The organism is Pontibacillus sp. ABV4_188, from assembly GCF_056311905.1.
In genome coordinates this window covers 3,887,771-3,911,014 of sequence record NZ_CM149975.1, presented here as the reverse complement: position 1 = coordinate 3,911,014, position 23,244 = coordinate 3,887,771, and the positions used below count along the sequence as shown (strand labels likewise).

Here is a 23,244-nt window from a genome sequence, read left to right as displayed (position 1 = left end):
CTGCCACTTCCGTTAGCTTGCTTATGCGTACGGGGCTGAACAGTCGCCTGCGCTTTTCTTATAACACCCAGCGATCTTTCATGAATAGTACCCTTGCTATAGCGAATAGGATCAGGATATAGATTGCTGTGCTACCTAGGGTTAGGGCGATGTTTGTGATGTTGATGATGCCGTATAGGAGTTGTTTTAAAATGGCGTATAGGTTCATGAATGGCAAGATAAAGTCCATGAACGTAAATTCTTTTACTCCCATGCTTGTAATAAAGAACATTGGTGCGATCGTTAATAGTGAGACTGGTGTACTGTAGCTTTGGGCTTCTTTAATGGATTTGGCAATGATACTTATAAGCATGAGAAGAGCTGCGATAAATAATGCGAATAGAACGGTTATGGCTAACGTGGTGATGATCACGATTGTCATACCTTCATTAATAGAGAAAGCTTCTTTCATCTTCTCTGTGAAGAAAATCGTTTCAATTACAATAAGGACGACGGCAAGAATGCCTGTCATGGCTCCGATTGTTGAGATGGTTAGCCATTTAGAGATCAGAATTTTATTTCGGTCGACCGGAGTCATAAGTAAAGACTCCATTGTCTTTCTCTCTTTTTCCCCTGCGAATAAGTCCATCGCAGCTGAAGTGGAGCCTGATGCAATGGCGATGGAGAAGACCATTGGTAGAAGCATAGAGATTAGGGCTAATGAGTCTCCATTTTCATCATTATAGCTAGGTTCCACGCGCTCTACGGTGAAAGCTTCTAATATAGATTCGTCGACGTTTCTATCCTCTAGTCTGGAACTAACAATTCCCTGTTCCACTTGAGCGAATTTCGATTCAATCATGTTCATAACATACGATGCGTTTTGGCTCGTGGAGTCTCCGTATAAGGTGACTCCGGCCATACTTTCTTCTCCAAGGGATTCAAAAAAACCATCCTCAACTAAAAAGGCAACACTTGCTTCGCCTTCATCAACGACTTCTTTTGGTTGAGCAAAAACCTCCATATCCAAATTGGGCATATCACTAAAGAATAATTGGCCTTCTTCACTTAATTCATTTGGAATGGCTACTGTATAGGTTTCTTCTTTATCATCGCTCATTAAGCTTTCGTAAAAGAATACAAGTCCACTTAGTAGAATAAGAGGAAGGAACACAACCATCAGGAGCGTACGTCGATCTCGAAATACATCTTTCATCTCTTTTACATACATATCCCAGATCATGCTGTTTCACCTCGTGCTAGTTTAGACATGAAAATAAAATTGAGGTCTTGCGTATCTTCCTCGTGATATAAGGATTCAAGTTTCCCTTGGTAAACGAGCTGCCCCTTATGAATCATGGCCACTGAATCACAGAGCGCTTGAACTTCTTCCATGATATGACTTGAGAACAGAATCGTTTTTCCTTGTTGTTTGAGTTGAAGGATCATTTGCCGAAAAACATTGGAAGACGTAATATCAAGTCCGGTCGTAGGTTCATCGAGAAGAATGATATCTGGATTGTGTATGATGGTCCTTGATATGGCAACTTTTTGTCGCATCCCTTTTGAGAACTCTCCTACTCGGCGATCAAGATATTCTCGCATCCCGAACTTTACAGCTAACTCTTCTATGGCAACTTTTGTTTCATGCTTAGATAATCCATACAGGTTAGCGAAATATGTGAGATTTTCACGTGCTGTCAGTCTGTCGTAAAGACCCGTCTCACCTCCGAACAAAACTCCAATTTTTCGTTTAACTTGATTAGGCTCTTTTGTTGTCGAGTATCCATTAACCGAAATCGTCCCACTAGTAGGGGTGATTAACGTAGCGATACAACGTAATAATGTTGTTTTACCTGCTCCGTTCTCACCTAATAATCCTACGACTTTGCCGGCTGGCACCGTAAAGGAGACATGGTTTAAGGCGGTGACGCTCGTTTTCTTTGTTGTAAACTTTTTCGTTACATCGTTCATTTCAATCATAATCGTCCTCCTCGTCATTAATTGATATACCTATCATAGAAGATAAAGGGGACCTTTTCTGTCATCATGTCGCGAAAGTGCCATTTGCAGTCGTGAAATGTTCTATATGGTATGGGAAGATGTTACAATTGAGTTGTTATTTTCTTAAAGGAGAACATCCACATGATACGTATTGGCATAGTAGATGATCGGGCGATCGATTTAGAAAAAATACATAGCATTGTTGAACAAGTAGACGGCACGGAGATTGTATTCTCTGTTACATCGGCTGAAGAAGCGTATCGCCAGGTGAAGCAAGAAACGATTGATTTGCTTATAGCGGATATAGAGATGCCGGAATTGTCTGGGTACGAGCTTGCAGACTTAATTCATACACACGCTCTTGATATTGATGTGATCTTCGTTACGGCTAATAGTGTATACGCCGTACATGCCTTTGAGTTGAACGTTCATGACTACATCATGAAGCCTTATAGAAAGGATCGTTTGGTGCAGTCGTTAGAACGTTATATTCAGAAGACGCGCTCTACAGAAATGAAAGGGCGACTCTTTATTAAGCAAAAGTCTGAGATTCATATCTTACCGAAAAAGGAAATCATTTTTATAGAACGGACAGGTCGCTCTTCAACGATATATACGAAGGGGCAAGCTGTTCAAACCTACCAAACGCTAGGGGATTTAGAAGGAGAACTAAGAGAAAGAGACTTTATTCGTTCTCATCGATCCTTTATTATCAATATTCACTTCGTAACCAACTTTTCGTTGTATGCTAAGAATTCGTATACGGTTTCGTTTGATGGAACGGATGAAAAAGCAATGATTACGAAGGATCAATTAGATTATATACAAAACTATTATTTTTAGGTGTGAACTACGTGAAGCTATCTATAAACAGCCTGGTTGCGATTTGTCTAGGGATGGTTCATCTGACTGTATTCTTTCAACTGTTACATGTCCTATGGATTTTCCCCCTTATTTTAGTGACGGCTATTCTATTCATCTTGTACCAAAAGCCACACGGGTTTCGTGTTTATGTAGAGAAGGGAGAACCTGGCGGGATCTGGGGGCTTACCGTACTTTCTGCCATCCTGTTACTCTCCTATCGTTTGCCTCTGTCATGGTTTGAGGGTTTTGGAGTATTAGCAAGTGTGTCACTTATAGAGTACTGTCGCTTTTCTTGGAAGAAGACTCACCTAGAGTGGCGTGAAAAGCTAAGAACTAAACATACAACAGTGGAGCAGACCAATCAGGTACTTCTTGATTTACGACGTGAGCGTCATGATTATTTGAAGCATATTACAAGCTTACAGTATATGTTAGAACAAGATGAGTATCAGGAAGCAACTCAATATATGGGGCAACTTGTTGGGGAATTTGAAAGGTTCAGTGCCTCTTTGTCTGGTGAAAAGAGCGCGATAGCAGGCTTGTTGCACTGGCATAGTCGTGAGGCTGAGAAGGCTGATATTGAACTCGTTTATGAATTTGAAGTCCCTGTCTCCACCCTTCCAATGCCTCAAGAAGAAATTGTTGTTCTTCTAGGTAACGCATTATCAAATGCTTTAGAGGCAGCGCAACGATACAAGGAGGAAGAGGGAGAAACGGGGCGTGTAATGGTAAAATTACAAAAGAAAAGTGCTTTTTATATAATGATTATACGTAACGACACACCACCTGTGCCAAATGCTATATTAGATCGGCTCTATAAGGTTCCTGCTACAACTACAAAAACCGGAGAACATGGGTTTGGAGCTACTTCTATACAATCGATTGTTCAAAAAAGGCAAGGGCATCTAGACTTCACTTATAAACAGAAACACTATACGCTTAAAATAAAATGGCCAGCGATCCAAATAGAATAAAAGGAATAGTAGTATTGACAGCGTTTTCATAAATGGATTAGGCTTATTATAATGGAAAAGGGAGAGGGTTACATGGACACGTCAAAAGAATATGCCAAAAGCTTAGATCACCAAGATCCGTTATCACGTTTTCGCGACGAATTTTACATACAAGACGGTACACTTTACATGGACGGGAATTCTCTTGGTCTATTATCTAGACGTGCTGAACAGTCGGTCTTTCAAATACTAGAGTCTTGGAAGCAACTAGGCATTGATGGCTGGACTCAAGGAGAACACCCTTGGTACTACCTCTCTGAACAACTTGGCGAACAATCAGCAAGTTTAGTTGGAGGAAAGAAGGAAGAGGTCATTGTGACTGGTTCTACGACCGTTAACTTGCACCAACTTGCTGCTACCTTTTATAAACCTGAAAACGGCCGAACAAAAATACTAGCAGATGAATTGAATTTTCCCTCAGACATTTACGCGCTGAAGAGTCAGCTTGAACTAAAGGGATATGACCCTGAGGAACACCTTGTTCAAGTGAAAAGTCGAGACGGACGGGAACTAAAAGAAGATGATGTGATCGAGGCAATGACAGAGGATATTGCGCTTATCGTTTTGCCAACGGTCCTTTATAGAAGCGGCCAACTTCTCGACATCAAGCGTTTAACAGATGAAGCGCATAAGAGAGGGATTCTGATCGGTTTTGATGGATGTCATTCTGTAGGGGTAATTCCTCATCAATTCCATGATTGGGGAGTAGATTTCGCTTATTGGTGTCATTACAAATATGTAAACAGTGGGCCAGGCGGAGTGGGCGGCTTATTTGTACATGAACGGCACCTACATGAAACACCAGGATTAAGTGGGTGGTTTGGATCCGATAAGGATAAGCAATTTGATATGGATCATACCTTTCAACCTGCTCAGACGGCTGGGGCGTATCAAATCGGAACGCCACATTTATTAAGTGTTGCTCCTCTCATTGGCTCTCTTGAGTTATTTAATGAAGCGGGCATTGAAGCGATTCGTCGCAAGTCTTTAAAGTCTACTCAGTACATGATGGATTTATTAAGCAATGAACTACAAGGATATGGCTTTACAATCGGAAATCCTCTAGAGGACGCTAGACGTGGCGGGCATGTTTGTCTCGAGCACAAAGAAGCAGCGCGCATATGTAAGGCTTTAAAAGATAAAGGGGTTATCCCTGACTTTCGTTCCCCGAATGTTATTCGATTAGCGCCAATCGCTTTTTATACCTCCTATGTAGAAGTGTGGGAAACTATGCAAGTGTTAAAAGATATTATGGAACAAAAGCTTTATGAACAGTACGAGAATAAACGAGGTGTCATCGCTTAATAAACATTATGATCTTTCTAAGTTGAAAGGGGATAGATGTATGAGTGAATCAAAAGGGAAAGTGGTAACGGATTACGAGAAGTACATCCGCACAGAAGAATTATTAAACCTTCAGAAAACAGAAGATGATTTGGCGTGTCAGGATGAGTTAACCTTTCAAATGATTCACCAAATCGCAGAACTTCACTTTAAATTGATGATTCAATATATACACGAAGCAGATACCTATATGAAACATCAGGAAATTGAAAAAGCCACCGCTCAGTTAAGAAGAGTAAATATGCACCTTGATCATTTACCGAATGTTTTTGACATGGTAAAGGTCATCAGTCCAAAAGATTATCATACCATTCGTTTAGCGTTAGGGCAGGGGAGCGGTCAGGATTCCCCAGGTTTTAATGAAGTGCTTCGTTTAGGTCCAACCCTTTGGGAACCTTGTGAGCAGTTGTTAAAAACGCGAGGGCTCTCCCCGCTTGACGTTCATAAAGATCCAGATTCACACGAGGCTTTGTTCGACCTCTTGCAGGGACTTATTCGATTTGATGAGAACTTTCAAACCTTCAGGCATTCTCATATCCAACTTGTACGCCGCATGATTGGGCTAAACACCCAAAGCTTAAAGGGAATTCCTGCTCAAGCTTTGGAGCGTGGGGTTAAATATGAATTCTATCCAAAATTGTGGCAGACGATTTCTGACCTTACAGACTGGACAGGGTCGAGTTATGATACAAAACCGCTTTGAGTAACATCTGCTTCTAATAAAAATGAACTGAATGGCTAAAGGACTGCGCTTAGAGTTACATACTCTAAGCGTTTTTGATTAGGGAAGCTTTGACTACGTTAATCTTCTTGGGCAATTGGAAGCGCTTTAAGGGGAAAAAGGAGTGTGAACACGACCCAGTGAGGGAACGTTCTCATATAAGTTATCTTTAAACAGTTAAACATAGAACGAAATATTGTTGGTATACTATGAATGGAGATTTAGAGGAGGCAGTCGATATGGATAAAAAACCTTGTATTGAATCATTAGTAGTTAAAAATTCTCACGTATTACCTACAGACACGAATAATCACGGAACGCTGTTTGGTGGACAGTTAATGGCATACATCGATGACGTGGCTGCAATCGCAGCTACCCGTCATGCGCGCTGTAACGTCGTGACCGCTTCAACCGATTCAGTTGACTTCTTATACCCTGTAAATGCAGGCGACGCCATTTGTTTAGAGGCATTTGTGACATGGACGAAAAACACATCTATGGAAGTGTTCGTAAAAGCCGTTAAAGAAGAGCTTTTATCAGGAGAGCGAAGAGTATGTGCGACATCATTCTTAACGATGGTTGCTGTTGATGAAAATAATAACCCTTCCCAAGTACCTCAAGTGTATCCCGAAACAGAGCAGGAGAAGTGGTTACACGATGGTGCAGCAGACCGCGCTACACAGCGTAAAGCACGACGCGGTGTATCAAAAGAATTTGCAAATAAATTCGGCACAGACTTCCCTTGGGACCGCAGATAAATAAGACAATGCGCTTAGAGTTCAACAACTCTAAGCGCTTTTATTTGTTCCACATAATTCCCCTTATGTGGAAGACTTGAAGTTGAGAGAATGCTTCCGTTTGCTCAAATTGAGAATAAGGTGGTTCGGGAAATCACTCGCTTTCCGCGGCGAGCTGGGAAGCCTCCTCGTTCGCTAACGCTCTCTGTGGGGTCTTCCCTAGGCTCCTACTGCCGCAGGAGTCTCGCAATTTCCCGAACCACCTTTGCCATGTATAGAGGGAACGGAAGCACGCTACATATGGGGGCGGAATGTTGAATACCCGCCATAATCGAGCTGAGGGGACGTTATTCAACTTCTGATAAGGGGTGTCTGGGGAACGGGGAGACTCCTGCAGGAGAAAGAGGTCGACGAGACCCCGGAGCGAACGTAGTGAGTGAGGAGGCTCGACAGCTCGCCTGCGGAAAGCGAGTCGTTCCCCAGACACCCCTAGCACTTATAAGCGTAACGGCTCCATACACAATAAAGTGTCTCAGTTACGAGTCTTCAAAATTATTACACTAATCTTGGACAAATCTGTTATCAAACATAGTAATGTAGAAGAGACTTTTTTTAAAGATGAGGAATTGTTAGAATAATCGGAGTATCTATAACAAACTAATTGCAGCTATCGCAGAAAAAGGGGAAACGTTTAATGAGTAAACAAATGAACTACGTATGGTATGCCAGTTTCGGCTCAAATCTATTTCAAGATCGTTTTCGTTGTTATATTGAAGGCGGACAGCCTCCTGGTTCGAATAGAAGAGAGGTAGGAAGTCGAGATTGCACACTTCCGATTAAGAACGGTCCGGTCAGTTTACCGTATAAGCTTTATTTCTCAGGATGGTCTGATCGCTGGGATGGAGCAGGGGCGTTTATTGATACAGTTAAAGATGAACAAGCTGAGACATGGGGCAGAATGTATTTGATTACGGATGAGCAGTTCGAGGACGTTGTACGTCAGGAAAATGGTGTTGAGGACATGACGGTAGATATTGAGGAAGTGAAGAAGAAAGGTTCTCTTATTATTGATAAAGGGTCATATTACGGCAATCTTCTCTATGCAGGTGACGAGGAAGGATATCCGATCTTCACCTTTACGAACCCAAAACCATTAAGCGAGATGACGATAACAAGACCATCAACACCTTACCTGGCCATGTTAATTCGCGGATTTATGGAAGCCTACACTCAAGACGTGGAACGTATTACAAACTATCTGTACGAAAAACCAGGCGTTCCAGAGAACTATTCTAAAAAAGAAATTCACAATTTTGTTCAAGAAGTAGCAGAACAAGCATAGCCCAATACTCACTCCGATTCTCTAGCAGAATCGGAGTTTTTTAATTTCTTGGCACTGTTGAAGTTTATGTTGTTATTCTTTATAACAAGCTTGTTCAAGAATAGGATGGGATTGGATAAAGGTCGTAGCTGAGAAGCTAGGGTAAGAGTGCGGCCGTTATCTTATGAGGACTAGGGCAGGATTGGGGACAGGTCTTACCTCTTCTGCTGATATGGTACGTTTTTAATCCAATTAACGCAAAGAAGGGCCGGGGAAAATGCGAGACTCCCGTGGAAAAACGGGCTTCCAAGATCCCGCAGAGAGCGAAGCGAACGAGGAAGCTCATAATCAAAAGAGGAATTTCGACTAAGACCGTCACGTCCTGTGACAACGTCGAACGACCCCACATCGTGTGGGGCCACAGGAAAGCGAGTGTTTTCCCCGGCCCTTCTTTCTCTTAAACCAATAAAAAACGTTATACTGAACCGTTTACGAATACTGATGCGTTTCCTCCTGCAGAGCTTCAAGGAAAAGCACTCCGTATTGCTCGTACTTCTTCTCACCCACACCTTTAACCTGTAACATCTCACTCTTTGTTTGAGGTTTTGCTTGGCAAAGTTCTTTCAACGTAGCATCAGAAAAGACAACATAAGGAGGGATTTTGTGTTCCTCAGCCAGTCTTTTTCTTAGCATACGCAAGTTTTCAAATAGATCCTCGTTCACATCTAATTCTTGATGGGCTTTTGATGCGTTTTCGATAATCATTTGAACGGTTCTTTCCCCTTTAAGAATGGCTAAAGATTCTTGAGTCAGGCGAAGGAGGGGGAACTTTCCATCTTCAACGGCTAGATAGCCTTCTGCCACAAGGAATTGGATCATCTGCATGATATCTTTCTCTTTCAAATCAGAAAGGAGTCCGTAAGTGGACAACTTATGAAATCGAGTCTCCATCACCTTTTGACTTTTAGATCCCTTAACTACTTTAGCCACCATTCCTGACCCATAGCGCTCGTTCATTCGTTTTACACAAGACAAGATAATTTGAGATTCTCTTGTAATGTCTTTTATTTCTCCTGTGTGTAAGCAATTGCTACACATACCACATGGTTCATGGCGGAAAGGATCTTTAAAATACGTCAGCATGTATTCCTGAAGACATTTGTCTGTGTGGCAGTAATTCACCATTTGTTGGAGCTTTTGGTATTCTTCTGTTTTCTTCTCTTCCTCCATTAACGATTGCTCGATTAGGAACTTCTGAAGCTGAATATCACGAGCGGAGAAGAGCAATATACAGTCACTGCGTTCCCCGTCACGACCGGCACGACCTGCTTCCTGGTAGTATGATTCGATATTCATGGGGAGGGCGTAGTGGATAACATAACGGACGTTTGATTTATCGATCCCCATGCCAAAAGCGTTTGTAGCCACCATGACGGTTACTTCATCTTTGATGAATTGATTTTGAGCGGATTTTCGTTCTTGTTCAGATAAACCGGCGTGATATTTGGCAACTTTCACACCTTCCCGACTGAGCCATTGGTGAAGACGATCAATATCCTTCCTTGTAGCTGCATAGATAATTCCCGATTCTTTAGGACGGGTTTTAATATAATCTTGAATGAAATCGTGTTTTTCTTTCCCTTTTACTATTTGAAAATTCAAGTTGTCTCTTGAAAATCCTGTATTTACAACATGCTCGTTTTCAATAGAAAGGAGCTGTTGAATGTCTTTTGTTACTTCTTCAGTTGCTGTTGCGGTAAGGCCCATTACAACTGGCAGATTCCCAAGCTTTTGGATCTGTCCGACCACAGATCGATAGCTTGGCCTGAAGTCATGCCCCCACTGAGAGATACAGTGCGCTTCATCAAAGGCAATGAGGGATAATTTTGTGCGGCGCAGAGAACTGATAAACCCTTCAGAATCAAATCGCTCTGGAGCGACATACACAAACTGATATCGACCTCGCTGGACGTCAAACATTCTCTGTGACTGCTCTTCATACGAGAGAGAGCTGTTAATGTACGTAGATGCGATACCATGAGAGTTTAAGGAATCGACTTGGTCTTTCATTAGAGATATAAGAGGGGAAATAATAACAGCAGTTCCGTCCAGAAGAAGGCCGGGAATTTGATAACAAAGCGACTTACCACCGCCTGTAGGCATAATGCCTAGAGCATTCTTCCTCTCTAATGCATGCCCGATTAATGGCTCCTGTCCAAAACGAAATGATGAGAAGCCGAAGTACTGTTCTAAAACGCGATGTGCGTTTTTCATCATAAGACAACCGTCCTTTGTAGGTGTACTAAACGAATGCGAAATAATCTTGTACCATCTTACCATGAGAAAGTAGTTGCGGAAATAGATGAAAGTAGGGTAGCAAGCACCAGTAAGAAGAAAAAGGAAATGTACCATAAATTTACGTAAAAAAATGGGATAAGAAGAGAAGTCGTTTTGAGCTGTATGGTGACGGGGAGAGAAAGATGAATCGTCAATTTGTGTATAGGAGGGAGATGCCTTGCAAATACTATTCTTCAGAATGAACTGAGTTTCCTCCTTTACATGACCTATTTATGTATGAGATAGTATGTCATTGTGTTTGCAAGGTAAAAAAATTCAAAGGAGAAGGTAACCTAAATGAATAAACAAGAGGAAAAAACCTCAAAAATAGACTGGCCCGTCTTTGGTATTAGTGGCGGATTACTGGTCGCATTCGTTATAGCCGGAATTATTAATCTGGATTTTGTGAAAACATTTGTAAACGAAGGGTTTGCCTGGTCTGTTAAGTACTTTGGTGCTTTCTGGCAAGTCTTAATGTTATTGAACTTTATTATTGCACTTTATGTAGCATTTTCTAAATATGGTCAAGTAAAGCTAGGAAATATGGAGAAGCCTGAAATGAATACATTTAAATGGTTATCCATAATCATGGCTACTTTATTAGCTGGTGGGGGCGTATTCTGGGCCGCTGCTGAACCTATGTATCATTTTATGACAGTACCGCCAATTAACAGTGGTCTTGAAGCGATGACACCTGAAGCGATCATGCCAGCACTCGCACAAAGCTTTATGCACTGGGGCTTCTTAGCGTGGGCGATCCTAGGTACATTAAGTGCCATTGTTATGATGTATGGGTACTATCATAAAGGAATGCCAATGAAGCCAAGAACACTTCTTTACCCTTTATTCGGTGAGAAGCTTCGTACTAGCGTCGTGGGTACAATTATTGATGCTGCAGCTATTATTGCCGTGGCAGCCGGGACAATCGGCCCAATCGGTTTCCTAGGTCTTCAAGCAAGCTATGGTCTTGAAGCACTATTCGGTATTCCTGATACGTACACAACGCAACTTGCCATTATTATTGGTCTAGTCGTTGTTGCAACGATTTCAGCGATTACAGGAATCCATAAAGGGATTCAAGCGCTTAGTAGCTTTAACGTTCGTTTAGCTATTGGACTTATTTTATTCGTAGTCATCTTTGGGCCTGGTGGATTTATCATTGATAAATTTATTTCGTCCTTCGGTTTCTACGCAGAGAACTTTATTACGATGAGTACCTTCCGAGCAGATACCGGTTGGTTAGGTAGCTGGACAGTCTTCTTCTGGGGTTGGTTTATCGGGTATGCGCCAATGATGGCGATTCTTGTAAGCCGTATCTCAAGAGGTCGTACAATTCGTGAGATCATCCTAGCTGTTGGTGTGATTGCACCACTTGTAACAACGTTCTGGTTCACAGTTGTCGGAGGCGCTGGAATCTTTTACGAAATGGACGCGGCAGGATCGGTTTCAAAACAGTTAACTGAAGGCGGAATGCCAGCTGCGATGATTGCTATTACAGAACAGCTACCGCTTGCAAGCATTATCTCTCCGTTATTCTTATTACTAACGATTATCTTCGTTATTACAACAGGAGATTCCATGTCGTATACAATCGCAATGGCCGTTTCAGGTGAAGGGGACCCTAAAGTTTCCTTGCGTGTCTTCTGGTCTATCCTTATGGGTGCGATCGCAGCGATCCTACTCTTCATCGGTGGCGGTGGAGATGGCGGTATTAATGCACTACAATCATTCATTGTAGTAACAGCTGTACCTGTGTCCATCTTCCTCTTCCCAATCCTTTGGTTAGCACCTAAGGTATCGAAAGAACTATATCAAGATGAAAAACTTCGCTAAGTTTTTGAAAAAGATCGCCTTCGGGCGATCTTTTTTTATGAGGTGATGGTCTGGATTGGGTGCGGATTGAGCTGGGAAGCGGCGGCTCAAGTCCTACGTGAATGGGTCAAGAAGGGGGGAACGGCTCAAGTTCTGCGAATATGGGTCAAGAAGGGGGGGGACGGCTCAAGTTTTGCAAGAATGGCTCAAGTTAAGTCAACAACGGCTCTTAATTTCTTCAGGACGGCTCAAGTACAAAAAATAACGACTCAAGATGAGCCAAAACGGCTTAAGTCAAGTCATATTGGCTCAAATACGAAGATAATGGCTCAAGTTAACCGAAAACCGGCTCAAGCCCCGCCCTGGTTTACGCTCAATCGGCACGGTCCTTGGTAAGTGGCTCAAGAACAAAGAGAGTGGCTCAGGCTGAATACCGTTTAATACTCTCTTTCATGCGTATATCCGTGAATTTCCGGGTACAGTAGAAAAGATATTCTTGAAAGGAGCGTCACTCGTCATGAAAGCAGTTGTTATTGATCAATACGGAGGAAAAGAACAGTTAAATGAAAAAGAGGTGCCTACACCTGAAATAAATCAAGAGCAAGTTTTAATTGAGATCCATTCAACTTCTATAAATCCAATTGATTGGAAAGTTCGTGAAGGATATTTAAAAGAAATGTTGGATTGGAATTTCCCAATTATCTTAGGCTGGGATGTATCCGGAACAATTATAGAAATTGGTGACCACGTTGAAGGTTATCAAGTAGGTGATCGTGTATTTGCGCGACCGGCTACCACGCCAAATGGTACTTATGCAGAATATGTTGCGGTTGAACAAGATCTATTAGCGCATATGCCTGAGCGACTTAGCTTTGAGGATGCTGCTGCCGTTCCTTTAGCAGGTTTAACAGCTTGGCAGTGTTTGTTTGATGCAGCCAGCGTTGAAGAAGGAGATAAGGTTCTTATCCATGCCGGTTCAGGCGGTGTAGGAAGCTATGCTATACAACTTGCTAAATGGGCTGGTGCTTATGTTGCCACCACCGCAAGTGGGAAAAATGAAGAACTAGTAAAAGCTTTAGGTGCTGATCACTTCATTAATTATAAGGAAGAAAACTTCTACGATGTCCTGGATGAATTTGATGTTGTGCTTGATACCCTTGGAGGAGACATTCAAGAACAAAGTTATCAGGTGTTACGAAAAGGTGGGAAATTAGTCTCCATTACAGATGTGCCGGATGAAGATCAGGCAAATGAGTATGGAGTTGAAGCAGAGCACGTCTTCTTAAATCCGAAAGGGGAGCAACTTCAACAAATTGCTCACTTGATTTCTGAAGGGAAAGTAAAATCTATTGTCGGGCATAAATTCCCATTTAGTGAACAAGGATTAAAGGATGCACATGAATTAAGTGAAACCCACCATGCTCAAGGCAAAATTGTAATACAGATGAAGCCTTCTGCTTGCTAATGTTAAGAGAAGTATACCCGTTTCCATTTGAACCAGAGTGATTCAAATGGAGGCGGTTTTTTTATGCAATCATATGAAAGTTTTATACTGAAACGAGCGTTCAATGAATACGATGTTTCCTTAACCTCAATTCGGATCAGTCAAGTCTATACGTTGCTAAACGGGCACTTATGCCTTTATTCCATTTTTGTCATAATAATTTTACAAACCAAATCATTTACAGATGAACGTTGCGCGTATAGAATATTTTTATATCTGTGTTTTTTGAATCGTCCGTATTAACTAATGGGTAAGATAATGAAATCCATATATGTACTTCAACAAGATCATAAAGGAGCGAACTTATGTTTCACTCGATTTTATTTGACCTTATGCTAATAGGCGCCCTTGGCGTCGGTTCACAGTGGCTAGGTTGGAGGTTCCGGATTCCTGCTATTGTGGTTATGTCTATCGTTGGACTGTTAGTAGGCCCAATATTTGGAGTGCTTCAGCCAGCAGAAGATTTTGGTGAATTATTTAAGCCAATTGTTTCAATAGCAGTTGCTATTATTTTGTTTGAGGGCAGCTTAAGCCTTGATTTCCGAGAGGTTAGAGGACTCCAAAGGCCTGTATTTCGGATTGTAACGATTGGAGCTTTCTTGGCTTGGTTATTAGGTTCATTAGCAGCTCACTATGTTGCAGGTCTTTCCTGGGCTGTAGCATTTGTGATTGGTGGCCTATTTATCGTGACAGGGCCAACGGTAATCTTGCCCCTTCTAAGGCAAGCGAAATTAAAGCCTCGTCCTGCTGCAATTTTGAAATGGGAAGGAATTATTGTAGACCCATTTGGAGCTTTGCTCGCTGTATTTGCCTTTGAAATTATCGATTTTCTTATGGCGGATGACGTAACCGGAAACGCGTTACTCATGTTCTTCGCTGCCTCCGCATTTGCCGGTGTGATTGGCTATGTGCTCGGAAAAGGGTTAGGGTGGATGTTTGAACATGGACACGTTCCTGAGTTTCTGAAATCCCCGGTGATGTTCACTGTCGTCATCTTCTGTTTTACAATAGCAGACGAAATCGCTCACGAAACAGGTTTATTAGCTGTAACGGCAATGGGGATGACACTAGCTAATATGCACATTTCCTCAATAGAAGATATGAGGAACTTCAAGGAGAACATTTCCGTTCTTCTCGTATCGGCAATATTTGTAATGTTAACAGCATCCTTAACGGTCGAAACGTTAATGGAAATCTTCAACATACACATTATTGCCTTCGTTCTACTCATGTTATTTGTAGTTCGACCGATATCGATCTGGCTTTCGACGATTGGAACGGACCTCTCATTTGGGGAACGTGCTCTTGTTGGATGGATTGCACCAAGGGGGATTGTTGCTCTAACTGTGGCAGGTTACTTCTCAAACGTTCTTTTAGAAGCTGGATTTGAGGATGCTCAGATTTTAACATCGCTAACATTCGCTTTAGTATTTGCTACGGTTTGTGCCCATGGTTTTTCAATAGGATGGCTAGCGAAGAAGTTAGACTTATCTATAGATGGAAAGCCTGGAGTGCTTATTGTTGGCGCATCAAGCTTTACTACTGGCCTTGCGAAATCTCTTCAAGATCTGAAGGTGCCTGTATTAATTACAGACTCTTCATGGCATCGTCTTGTTACGGCAAGAAAAGAGGGCATTCCGTTTATGAAAGAAGAAATTCTTTCTGAGCAAACGGAGTACCATCTAGATATGACACCATATGAATATATGGTTGCCGCCTCAGAACTTGATTCTTATAACGCACTTGTTTGTAATACATTTGTGCCTGAGATCGGGCGTAGCAACTTATTCCAGTTGACGCTTCATAATAGTCGTGGAGACGACCTTGAAGACATGGGGAACACGATTGGAGGCCGTTTGCTCTTTAACCAAAGAGCAACATGGGAACGCCTTAATGAAAAGATTGATGGTGGCTTCGTGTTTAGAAAAACAACGATTACGGAGCAATACACCTATGCTAAATATTTAGAAGAACGACACCCTGAGACATTGCTTCTCTATATTCTGAAGCCTTCTGGCAAGATTGTATTCTATACTCACAAGTCTCAGCCTAAAGGGGAAAATGGAGATATTTTAGTGAGTCTTATGCCTCCTAGCAAAGAATTTAAGAAGATCCAGAGCAAGTTAAATGAACAACAAAATGAAAACGAGCCTAAAAACTAAATTTGTCTTTAGTCATAATTTAAACGAAGAGCGTGGAATGATGATCTATTCCATGCTCTTTTTTTTGCTCCCATCCTTCCTGTTGTATTAAGTTTAGGGACAGTGAACTCGTTCTAGAAAAGTGGTATTAGATAAGCTCATATCTACATATGATAAATGGATGTAGAAAGGATGAGGAGGAGAGGCTATGCAGGATCTTGATTTTCATTCAAGGCAGGCGATTATATTTGAACAGTTGGCAAGACAATATCAACATCTGGATCAGCCGTTATTCGATCACTTTTATAAGCTGCTTCAGTACCATCGACAACAAATATGGGCACTCACAAACACGGATATAGATCATGAACAATAAACAAAAGCCTCAACTCCAGTAGCGGAATTGAGGCTTTTCCTTTTTAAGAAGATGCTTTGTAGCTTGCGTCTTTTATAGGTACGTTACGTTTTTTTTTAGCAAAGACCGCGTAGATTTCAATAACTCCTCCGATCAGGGCGCCTACAACAGCTGGAACAACCCAACCGAGCCCTTCAGAGAAGAGAGGTAGGAAGTCAAGAGCGTTTGTAAAAGCTTGAACTTTTTCTGCCCCTAGGAAGGCCTTAAGTCCGTCATAAATGGCGATCACACTTGTTAGGATAAGAGCTCCACGGTAAACATGTTTCGATCCATTAAACAGTCTGTGGAAGAACGACAGCGCAATTAGTACGATTGCTAACGGATAAATGAATACCAAAGCCGGTACTGAGTAGGCAATAATCTGGCTTAGCCCCATATTCGTAAATCCAAAGCTAATCAATGTGAATACAATCGCTACGTGCGTGTATTTTATACTCTTAAATGTGTTGGAGAAGAACTGTGAGCAAGCAACAGTCAGACCGATACACGTTGTAAAACAAGCTAGGGCTACAATGGTACCTAATAACAAACCACCGAATGAGCCAAATAGAATATTAGCTCCATCCGCTAAGATTTCACCACCGTTGTTATAGGAACCCATCGAAGCCATCTTAGCTCCCATCCAACCGATTGATCCATAAACGACAATTAAGCCAATGGCAGTAACACTACCAGCTTTAATGGTTTGTTTGATCGTAGTCTTTCGATCTGTTACGCCGCGTTCTTTCAACGCAGTGACTACAATAATTCCAAAAGCAAGTCCAGCAATAGCATCCATAGTCAGGTACCCATTCAAGAACCCGCTAAAGAACGGAGCCGAACTGTAGTCACCTGTTGGCTGTTGCATAGGAGCATCAAACGTAAGGAAACTTGCTATACTTAAAGCAACCATAGCGATTAATAGAATCGGTGTTAACCATTGCCCGATTCGGTCTACAATCTTAGAAGGGTTCAAGCTAATCCAGAATACTAAAGCAAAGAAAATAACTGAGAATATCAGTAATGCAGAAGATCCTCCTGCTGAGCCAATTACCGGCTTAATCCCAGTTTCGAATGCTACGTTAGCGGCACGAGGGATTGCGAAGAAAGGACCAATTGCTAAATAAATCAAAGAAGTAAACAATAATCCAAACCATGGATGTACGCGACTTCCAAGAGCTTTTGCATCATCGTTTACAAATGCAATGGCTGTTACAGCTAATATCGGAAGGCCTACGCCTGTAATAATAAATCCTGCAATGGCGGACCAGTAAGAAGATCCGGCTTCTGTACCAAGCTGCGGGGGATAAATGAGATTCCCAGCACCAAAGAAAAGAGCAAATAGCATAAAACCTATGGTTATGGTATCTTTTTTCGTCATATATGGTTCTCCTCTCATATAGGTGGCGATTGTATTCTCGTTGAGACGTCCAACGAGTCAGAAAACCGTTACAGTTTCCATATGACAAAATTTTTCGAAAATTTAGACCAATTTGCAGAAATAAGCAATTTGCTTAAGGTAACGGCAAAAACATTACAAAGTTTACTACATATGAGTTGAGGGATGCAACAGTAAAAACAAAACTTTCGACAAATTTTTATGAACTGTCACAAAACTCTATAAAATCTGATGTTATCGTAACAACACCTCTATAAACCTGTCAATTTGGAATTATTAAAAAATTTAGAAATAAAAGATAAAAAGTCCAAGGAATGGGAATGTACCTATGTTTGTTCACTTTCCCACTCCACATCTTTATTCTTCTGATAATCGAAAAACGTTAAAATCAGTACAATGATAAAAGAGGCACTAGAGATCTTAAAAAGGGTTGAGGTTTCAACGTAGTTTGAAATGATTCCAAGAATAAGCGCGCTCAATCCGATCCCAAGATCAATTGTGGAATAGTACATGCCATTAGCGATGCCGCTTCTCTCTTGTGTCGTTTTAGAAATAACCCAGGCTTGAAAGGCGGGCATCATAGAACCAAACCCAGCTCCAAAAAGGATACCAGCTGCAATAATATAATAGAAATTGTCGGCAAGGGCAATTGTCCACATACCAGCGAAGGCAAGGACAGAACAAGCCATAATAAGTAGCCAAGGCCCTTTACGATCAAACCATTTACCAGTGATGGGACGCATGATTGTAGCTAACGCAGCATTAAAAAGGTAAAACAAATAGATTTGTTCGATCCCTTGCTCCTGGCCAAATATAACAATAAACGTAACAATAGAGCCATAACCAAATGTGTTAAAGAACGAGATCATGGCTGGGTACCAGCTTCGTTTCTCAATCATCGAGCCCCAAAACGTAAAGCGTTCGTCTTTAAGTGTTTTGTTTTTAATAGTGTCAGGGGTTTTAAACCTGGTTAGTGAAAATAAAACAAAAGCAATAGTACCTAAACTAACAGAAGTATAGATGAGTGCGGAAAATGAAAAATTTTGATAGAGATAAATACCAAGACTAGGAGCTATAATCATGCCGATTGTGACACTTAGCCCGAAATACCCCATGCCTTCTCCAATACGTTTCTTAGGTACTAAATCAACGGCGGCTGTTCCGTTCGTCGTAGACGACCACCCCCACGCTAAGCCATGAATGAAACGGAAGACCAAGAAGATCAGCACAGCTGTAGTGAAAGAATACAGTAACGTAATAATGAATAAAGATAAGGAACCAAAGAGAACGAGCCGTTTTCTGGATTGCGTCTGCAATAAATGCCCAATAAACGGTCTGCTAAGGATTGCGCCAATTGAGAAGAGTGTAGTAACAAGACCAACTTGAAACTTTGAACCACCTAGCTCTTCCATATAAGGGGGTAAAGTCGGGATGAGCATTTGAAAGCTCATAAAAGTAAACCAATTGGCTAGAATTAAAAAGATAAACGATGAGTTCCATAACTTCTCTGGCTGATTCGTCATTTAACCCCTTCTTTCCTCGGTCTGTAGTATGTGTAAAACATGTCTATTCTAACAAAGGCAGATGAAAAGAGCTCATAAAAAACCCTAACAACTTATAAAGGTGTTAGGGTTCTTCAAAACTCTCATACTCGGTTTGTTTAAATCTCTCTACCATCAAAGGCTTCTTCATAAAAGTGACCAATAATCGTTTTTACAACTGCGTAAAACGGGATGACAAAGAGTAGCCCTAAGAATCCTGCGATGCTTCCAGCAGCTAATATTAAAGTGATAATGGTAAGCGGGTGAATGCTAAGGGCTTTCCCCATTACATTTGGCGAGATTAAATTCCCTTCGATTTGCTGAGCTACAACCATAATGATAATCACATACCAAATCATGAATGGATCTTGGAAAAAGGCAGCCAAAATCGCTGGGATGACCGCTAAATAAGGGCCTGCAAATGGAATGACATTTGTAGCCATTCCGAATAAGGCTAGAGATAGTGAGTAGTGAAGTCCAATAATTGTATACCCGATAAAGAGCAATACGCCAACGCAAAAACTCACGGTTAATTGTCCTTGAATGAAAGATGAAAGGGTGTGATCAATTCGCTTAAACAATCGAGTCAAACTGGCAGCCCGCTTATCTTTAAAGAACTTTGCTAGGAAAGGTTGAAGTTTCTCTCCATCTTTCAACATGTAGAAAAGGAAAAACGGAACTAAAATGAGCAAGAATAAGAATTGAACAAGTGACGTAACCATCCCAATTACAAAGCTTGTAAGAGCTCCTGTTATTTCTTGCGCTCTAGAAAAGACTTCATTTTGAGCATCTGTAATCGCGGTGGAGAATTGATCTGGAATAATTTCCTGGTTACTTTGCCAATAGTTAATAATGCTTTCTACCTCACGAATCATCGCAGGTAAATTATCAACAAAGCGTGTAAATTGTTCTTGGGCAATTGGAGCGATAAATGTCACAATTAAATAGACAGTTATGATGAATAAAATAAACACGCAGAAAATCGCCAAGATTCTATGTACCCGGTACCTTTCTAGAAGGTGAACAATGGGCCTTGAGATATAATAAAGAACCCCCGCTGTAATAAGAGGAAAGGCAATTGCTCCTACATATGTAAATATCGGTTGGTATACATATTCAATGTGCTTTAAAACCCAAAAAAGCAAACAAACCAAAATGATCCCCACTAAGGTTTGAAACCACTTCTTATGGTACATTCGTGACCACTACTTTCTTATTTTAAGTCTTATCCTAATTATAGAATGTTCGATACAAAATGGAAATTCCCTTTTTCGCATTTAGGTATTCTTGGAATTGCCATCTCTTTTTACTAGGTATTATGAGGAAATGTTTCCGTTTACTTTAGTTGAGTCTAAGGTGGGCCTGGAAACCACTCGCTTTCCTGTGGGGAGCTGGTGAGCCTCCTCACCCGGCAAAGCCGGGCTCCGGGGTCTCACCTAGGCTCTTCTGCCCACGGGAGTCTCGCAGTTTCCAGGCCCACCTTTTCCATATTGGGAGATACGGAAACAAGCCACATGTAGATTCAGTCAGGCATAAGCAATTCCCGAGCAGTGGTGCCGTTCGGGACTTACATGGCAAGGGGTGTCTGGGGGGATGACTCTCTTTCCACGGGCGTCCCCTAGACACCCCTGGCTTTAGTTTTGCCAATGTCCCACATCTTAAGGGTGGTGAGAGTTGCAAGATTTCCACATACCGCATGTTTCCGTTACACCATTAAATGGAAGAGGTGGCTCGGGGAATTGCGAGACTCCTGCGGCAGAAGGAGCCTAGGGGAGACCCCGCAGAGAGCGCTAGCGAATGAGGAGGCTTCCCAGCTCGCCGCGGAAAGCGAGTGATTCCCCGAACCACCTCACACTCAAATAAAGTAAACGGAAACATTCTCTCACCTTCGATTCTAATAGTAGCAATTCTTTTTATGTGGTTCCTATTTTGTAAATTATGGGATATATTTGAGTATATAGCATGTAAGAAGAGGGTGCTTCTGTGGAAGTATATGTAGCGCGACAGCCTATATTTAATAATGAATGTAATGTAATGGCTTATGAACTCTTATATAGAGGTTCTAAATCAGATCAAAGTTTTGCGGGGATTGATGGGGATCAGGCTACTGCTGAAGTTGTCATGAACAGTTTTTATAACATGGGGTTTAAACACATATCAGGACAGAAGAAATGCTTTGTGAATTTTACGGAGAACCTTTTGAAAAGTGAACTTCCCTTTTGCTTTCCTCAGAGTCAACTTGTCATTGAATTACTAGAAAACATTCCGCTCACAAAGGAACTTATTGATACGTGCAGAATGTTGAAGAATAAAGGGTATCAAATTGCTCTAGACGACTATGTTTTTCAAGTACACAATCCATATACAGAGGATTTGCTTCGGTATGCAGATATAGTGAAAGTAGATATTCGTCAGTATTCTCTAGAAGAAATGAAGGGACTTGTAGAACAAATTGCTCCCTATACGCTTAAACTGTTAGCAGAAAAGGTAGAGACATACGAAGAATTCCTGCAATGCCAATCATTAGGGTTTCAATACTACCAAGGATACTTTTTTAGTAAACCTATCATTATGACTTCTTACGATACATCATTCCAATCGTTTCAACATATCGAGTTAATGAAAGAACTGGCTCGTCCTCAACCAGATGTTTCAATTGTTGCTGGAAAAATAGAGAATGACGTTTCCTTATCGTATAAATTATTGAAGCTTATAAACTCGGTAGCATACCGACGCATTGAACCTATAAAGTCAATAGCCCAAGCCATTATGTTACTCGGTTTTGATGAAGTGAAGAAGTGGTCATATGTACTCGTGTTGAAAGAAATGGGAGCCAAAGCTGATACTGCACCTTATGAAGTGATGAAGTTATGTTACATACGGGCAAGGTTATGTGAGAGGATCTCTTTTTTAGTAGGAGAGGAAAGAGAGTCTTCTAGTTATTTCTTAACAGGGATGCTATCGTTTATTGATGTATTCTTGCAACGGTCGATGGAGGAAAGCATAGAGGACTTACCTCTGCATCATGATATTAATGAAGCTCTTAACGGGGTTTTTAATCGCTATGGACTTGCTCTAGAATTATGTAGATCGATTGAAATTGCAGACTGGCAAAGCATTCGTGACCTTTCTCTTTCATTAGGTGTAGACCAAGGGGCATTGTTTTTGGAGTATCGTAATGCTATTGAATGGGCCCAGGATTTATTACAAATTTACGAGGAGTATAGCTATACCAGTTCATAGTTTACATTTTGCATAAGAAAAGAAAGGTACAGGATCCTTAAGATTTTTGTCGTGATCTGTCATCAAGATTTCTGCGAATACTTATCTGAATTATGTTATAATTTAACACGAATGCCCACAGAGGAGCCGGAATATGAAGACACCAGTAGATTTATTTACAGACAAAGTACATTTGCTTACCCATGCTGAGCGTCACGTTCTAGCCTATATTGAAGCCCACTTAACGAATGCAAAGCGCATGTCTTTGACAGAAATGGCGGAAGAAAACAATGTAAGTACGACTACGGTTGTGCGAATGTGTCATCATCTGGGCCTGAACGGATTTGCTGAGCTGAAATATGTACTCAGAGACCATCATTCATCTTCTGTTAGAAGAGCTGATAATATAGTAGACCAATATAAGTACATTTTGGAGCACGCTTTAGGCGCAATTGATACTAAAGCCATTGAAGAAGTCACTGATGCTATGAAGAAATCGGCAAGGATTGTTGTCGTGGCGATTGGATTAACCAAACCGCTTGGAGAATACGTAAGTAAGAAACTTATGCAGATGAATAAGACCTCAACGTATCTGTACGAGCTACATATGATTCACCTTTTGCCGAGTTGGATTGAAGAAGGTGATTTAGTGCTATGCATTTCTTCGAGTGGTGAAGTAGAGCTATTAATTGATTTAATTGAGCAGTTAAATGCTCGTCGAATTCATTCTGTGGCTATTACCAACGCGAATTCTAGCTCATTAGCCCAGCTTACTTCCCAATCCCTTAATGCCAGGGTGCCTAAGACCTCATTTGCAGGCTTTGACATAACGACAAGATCAACGCTAACACTCCTTTTAGATATGATATTTGAATCCTACATTCGTAAGACATTAAAACCATGAGGGGGAA

At 41.3% G+C, this 23,244-nt stretch carries 18 protein-coding genes and 1 pseudogene; 13 read left to right on the top strand and 6 right to left on the bottom strand.

Annotated features, from left to right (window positions below; genetic code table 11):
• Positions 1–58: 58 nt before the first annotated feature.
• Both ACYX4O_RS19595 and ACYX4O_RS19590 read right to left on the bottom strand, forming a co-directional pair.
• The gene (locus ACYX4O_RS19595; RefSeq protein ID WP_476353356.1) at positions 59–1,222 is read right to left on the bottom strand and encodes an ABC transporter permease; all 1,164 of its coding nucleotides are present in this window, start codon (positions 1,220–1,222) and stop codon (positions 59–61) included.
• A complete protein-coding gene (locus tag ACYX4O_RS19590) occupies positions 1,219–1,962 on the bottom strand; it encodes an ABC transporter ATP-binding protein (protein ID WP_476353354.1) in 744 nt (247 codons plus the stop codon). Before ACYX4O_RS19590 ends, ACYX4O_RS19595 begins: the two co-directional genes overlap by 4 nt.
• A gap of 162 nt (positions 1,963–2,124) precedes the next feature.
• Here ACYX4O_RS19590 and ACYX4O_RS19585 point away from each other — a divergent pair, with 162 nt between their 5' ends.
• The 6 genes from ACYX4O_RS19585 to ACYX4O_RS19560 all read left to right on the top strand — a co-directional run bounded on the left by ACYX4O_RS19585 (position 2,125) and on the right by ACYX4O_RS19560 (position 8,004).
• Entirely contained in the window at positions 2,125–2,826 is a 702-nt protein-coding gene (locus ACYX4O_RS19585) for a LytR/AlgR family response regulator transcription factor (protein WP_188650782.1), read from the top strand.
• Positions 2,827–2,837: 11 nt separating this feature from the next.
• Complete coding sequence (locus tag ACYX4O_RS19580; protein WP_476353351.1) at positions 2,838–3,821, top strand: sensor histidine kinase; 984 nt, start codon at positions 2,838–2,840, stop codon at positions 3,819–3,821.
• Positions 3,822–3,893: 72 nt separating this feature from the next.
• On the top strand, positions 3,894–5,165 hold the full coding sequence (gene kynU, locus ACYX4O_RS19575) for a kynureninase (protein ID WP_476353349.1): 1,272 nt from the start codon (positions 3,894–3,896) through the stop codon (positions 5,163–5,165).
• Between the two features lie 40 nt (positions 5,166–5,205).
• A complete protein-coding gene (locus ACYX4O_RS19570) occupies positions 5,206–5,907 on the top strand; it encodes a tryptophan 2,3-dioxygenase family protein (RefSeq protein WP_476353348.1) in 702 nt (233 codons plus the stop codon).
• 257 nt (positions 5,908–6,164) lie between these two features.
• A complete protein-coding gene (locus ACYX4O_RS19565; RefSeq protein ID WP_345241747.1) occupies positions 6,165–6,683 on the top strand; it encodes an acyl-CoA thioesterase in 519 nt (172 codons plus the stop codon).
• A 673-nt stretch (positions 6,684–7,356) separates the two neighbouring features.
• On the top strand, positions 7,357–8,004 hold the full coding sequence (locus tag ACYX4O_RS19560) for a hypothetical protein (protein WP_476353346.1): 648 nt from the start codon (positions 7,357–7,359) through the stop codon (positions 8,002–8,004).
• Positions 8,005–8,472: 468 nt separating this feature from the next.
• Here the strand turns inward: ACYX4O_RS19560 and recQ are convergent, their stop codons facing one another.
• On the bottom strand, positions 8,473–10,260 hold the full coding sequence (recQ, locus tag ACYX4O_RS19555; RefSeq protein WP_476353344.1) for a DNA helicase RecQ: 1,788 nt from the start codon (positions 10,258–10,260) through the stop codon (positions 8,473–8,475).
• A gap of 357 nt (positions 10,261–10,617) precedes the next feature.
• On the opposite strand from recQ, the pseudogene ACYX4O_RS19550 reads away from it, so the two are divergent.
• The 5 genes and pseudogenes from ACYX4O_RS19550 to ACYX4O_RS19530 form a co-directional block, all read left to right on the top strand.
• Positions 10,618–12,129, top strand: a pseudogene (locus ACYX4O_RS19550) (BCCT family transporter); the annotation flags it as partial.
• Between the two features lie 204 nt (positions 12,130–12,333).
• On the top strand, positions 12,334–12,528 hold the full coding sequence (locus ACYX4O_RS19545; RefSeq protein WP_476353342.1) for a hypothetical protein: 195 nt from the start codon (positions 12,334–12,336) through the stop codon (positions 12,526–12,528).
• Between the two features lie 121 nt (positions 12,529–12,649).
• Positions 12,650–13,597, top strand: coding sequence for an NADP-dependent oxidoreductase (locus ACYX4O_RS19540; protein ID WP_476353340.1), 948 nt, complete (start codon positions 12,650–12,652; stop codon positions 13,595–13,597).
• Positions 13,598–13,941: 344 nt separating this feature from the next.
• The gene (locus ACYX4O_RS19535) at positions 13,942–15,798 is read left to right on the top strand and encodes a cation:proton antiporter (RefSeq protein WP_476353338.1); all 1,857 of its coding nucleotides are present in this window, start codon (positions 13,942–13,944) and stop codon (positions 15,796–15,798) included.
• A 187-nt stretch (positions 15,799–15,985) separates the two neighbouring features.
• Positions 15,986–16,153: a hypothetical protein gene (locus tag ACYX4O_RS19530; RefSeq protein ID WP_188650758.1), complete on the top strand. Its 168-nt coding sequence runs from the start codon at positions 15,986–15,988 to the stop codon at positions 16,151–16,153.
• A 43-nt stretch (positions 16,154–16,196) separates the two neighbouring features.
• On the opposite strand, the gene brnQ is transcribed toward ACYX4O_RS19530, so the two are convergent.
• The 3 genes from brnQ to ACYX4O_RS19515 form a co-directional block, all read right to left on the bottom strand.
• Positions 16,197–17,552 (bottom strand): branched-chain amino acid transport system II carrier protein, encoded by a 1,356-nt coding sequence (gene brnQ / locus ACYX4O_RS19525; protein ID WP_476353336.1) that lies wholly within the window; start codon positions 17,550–17,552, stop codon positions 16,197–16,199.
• A gap of 344 nt (positions 17,553–17,896) precedes the next feature.
• Complete coding sequence (locus tag ACYX4O_RS19520; protein WP_476353334.1) at positions 17,897–19,093, bottom strand: MFS transporter; 1,197 nt, start codon at positions 19,091–19,093, stop codon at positions 17,897–17,899.
• A gap of 137 nt (positions 19,094–19,230) precedes the next feature.
• Positions 19,231–20,307 (bottom strand): AI-2E family transporter, encoded by a 1,077-nt coding sequence (locus tag ACYX4O_RS19515; protein ID WP_476353332.1) that lies wholly within the window; start codon positions 20,305–20,307, stop codon positions 19,231–19,233.
• Positions 20,308–21,094: 787 nt separating this feature from the next.
• Here ACYX4O_RS19515 and ACYX4O_RS19510 point away from each other — a divergent pair.
• Both ACYX4O_RS19510 and ACYX4O_RS19505 read left to right on the top strand, forming a co-directional pair.
• Entirely contained in the window at positions 21,095–22,354 is a 1,260-nt protein-coding gene (locus ACYX4O_RS19510) for an EAL and HDOD domain-containing protein (RefSeq protein ID WP_476353330.1), read from the top strand.
• Between the two features lie 133 nt (positions 22,355–22,487).
• The gene (locus ACYX4O_RS19505) at positions 22,488–23,237 is read left to right on the top strand and encodes a MurR/RpiR family transcriptional regulator (protein WP_476353328.1); all 750 of its coding nucleotides are present in this window, start codon (positions 22,488–22,490) and stop codon (positions 23,235–23,237) included.
• Positions 23,238–23,244: the final 7 nt, after the last annotated feature.